Consider the following 2,789-nt stretch of genomic DNA (forward strand, 5'->3'; position numbering starts at 1 on the left):
AGTTTTAGCATCTAAAGTACCCACAGCACCATATTTAGTATCATAATAGAAACTGTAAGAAATTGTATCTCTTACATAATTAAAGATAGCTTTTGCTTTTGCTTTTTCTGAAGTCAATCCGCTGGTCAATTTAGTAACTAACTGCTTAATTTTAGCATTATTAACTTGACAATTTGTTGAAGCAGCAAGATATGATGCTAAATTGGTAACTGTATTTTTAGAGTTTAGATTACTAGTTGTTGATTCGGATAAAGCTTTAATGGTAACATAATTAGGCATAGTATTTTGATTACCATAGAATGCTACAACACGAGCAAATGCATAAACTAAACCTTTATATCCAATGGTTCCTACTTTTGAACTTACAGAATTCAGCATTCTACCAGCTGAATCTGCAGTTTTTACCACACTTTTTGCAACAGAAAGATAATCATATAAATTACCGGCATAACTTGCAGCACCAGGTTTGAGTGGATTTGCAATATGATTTATTGCAATATCTGCTTTACTGCCGGATTTTAAGTTTATGATAGCTTTAGATGCCAAATATAAATAATCTGCAGTAGAATATGTTGTACCACCAATTTTTACATAATTAGGTAATTTTTCATTATTTTCCACATAGTTTTTCACATATTTGGATGTTGTAATAAGTTGGCTTAAAGTAACTTTATTGTCAACAATAATCTTTGATGCACCAGAAGTTGATTTAAGTGTGAATTTGATTGTGTGGGCTCCCTTAGCCAAAACACCTAAATTAACTTTAGCATAACCAGTTGAAGTAGTTTTAGTTGAATAGGTCTTTTTACCATCCAAAACAAAAGTGATTTTGGTATTTTTAATAGGATTACTGTTACCGTCTACTGCTTTAACTGCAAAAGAAGCAGTTTTACCAATAGAAACATAAGTTGGGTTGGTATATACAAATTTAATTCCATTTACAAACACTTTATTGGATATAGAACTGGATTTATAGTAATCATCACTAACAACTGATTTAATAGTATATGAACCTACATTAAGATAAAGAGGTATTGAAGCAAAGCCCTTGGAGTTAGTATTATATGTATAGGATTTACCATTGATTGTAAACTTAACCCCTACATTTTTAACGGCATTACCGGATTTGTCTTTCACAATTACCCTGAATGCAGACCCATCTTTATATTTGATGCTTATATTTTTTGCAGACACATAAACTTTATTATTGGAAATACTGATTGTATTAGTATCATATGCAAAATATTTGGAACCGGCACTTGAATGAATAAATTTAACAGTATATTTGCCAGGTTTTAGATTACCTACTGAGAATCCTGCACAACCTTTTGAGTTAGTTTTTGTTTTATAAATTTTTCCATCAACAATAAATCTAACATCCTTATTGACTGCCACATTATTCACATCTGAGTATAGTAATTTAACAATGAATCTTGATCCATCTTTATAACCCATTGATAACTTTGAAGATTTGAATGTATAAATTGGATCGTTAACTATTAGCTTAGCAGATCCTGAAGATGCATAAAAATTACTGGATCCTTCAAATGAATAATCAATATTGTAAGTACCTTTTGAAAGAGCAGGAATAACAATGCTAGCTTTCCCATTCTTGTCAGTCACAGAGGTTACTGTTTTATTGTTATACTTGAAGTATACAGTTCCATCTTTAATCTCCTTATTGTGTTTGGATTTTAGGGAAACATAAAATACATATTTAGTTTTAGTAGCTATGTAAGTAGTTGATGGACTGTGAGAAATTTTAGAGCCATCTTTTTTAACCAAAATTTTATTGGACAATTTTTCCTTTGAATATGGATTAATTGATGAGATTACATGACTGCCAACTTTCAGATATATGTTTAATCTTGCAATTCCCTTTGCATCAGTAGTTCTTTTATAGGATTTTCCATCAACAGTGAAAGAAACAGCAGTATTTGCTAAAGCTGCACCATCCCTTAAGAATTTTGCATTATATAAAGAATAGTATCCGTAATATTTAGTTATATCATTCCCACTTACAGAATGAAAGACCTTGACGGTCTTTGAAATAGAAGATTTGGAATATTTGGAATTACCAGAATAAGCTGCCATAACACTGTATTTACCCACTTTTAGAGCAGGGGTCTTAATTGTTGCAGTACCGTATCTGTTAGATAATGCAGAATATATTTTTCCATTTACTTTCAAAGCAATTTTTTGACCAACAATGGCTTTGCCGGATTTGTCTTTCAAAGTAACCTTGAATACAGTGCCAAGTTTACTGTAACTAGTATCCGCTATGGATAACTTAGTTGAAGTCTTGCTTGCTGATAAAACATCAGATGAACTGGAACTGGTAGAAACAGCGCTACTTTCATTTGAAACGGCCAAAACATCCCCATCTTCCTCATCATCTGTAACAGGAGTTTGTAATTTTCCGTCATCATCCTCATAACTTGAATTGTTTGTACTTGATAAAACAACGCTAGAAGGATAACCTTTCAAATTATCATCATGAGAATTAACTATATTAGTTTCTGAGATAGAAACCTCGTTAGAAATTTCTAATTTATTTTGTAATGATACTGTGTCAACACTATCATCTAAATTTGAATATTCTTTAACTGAAACATTAGTTGTATCCATTGCACTAACAGCACCCATTAAAAGGAAAAATGTTAATGCCAGTGATATAATTAATGTCCTATTTTTAATCGAAATTTTTCCACCTCTTGGTTCTCATTACGAAAATTTTATAGTAAAATATGATTATACTAAATATATAGCAATTCATAATGAGTAGGTAA

The 2,789-nt window shown here is 31.0% G+C and carries 1 protein-coding gene; it reads right to left on the reverse strand.

The genetic code is table 11. The features are described 5' to 3' along the window. The coding region (locus Q4Q55_RS10235; RefSeq protein WP_303372701.1) for an Ig-like domain repeat protein at positions 1 to 2,628 on the reverse strand (2,628 nt) is incomplete at its 3' end. Between the last annotated feature and the right edge of the window lie 161 nt (positions 2,629 to 2,789).

Origin of the sequence: Methanobrevibacter sp. (genome assembly GCF_030539555.1) — an archaeon.
In the GTDB taxonomy this organism is placed as follows: domain Archaea; phylum Methanobacteriota; class Methanobacteria; order Methanobacteriales; family Methanobacteriaceae; genus Methanocatella.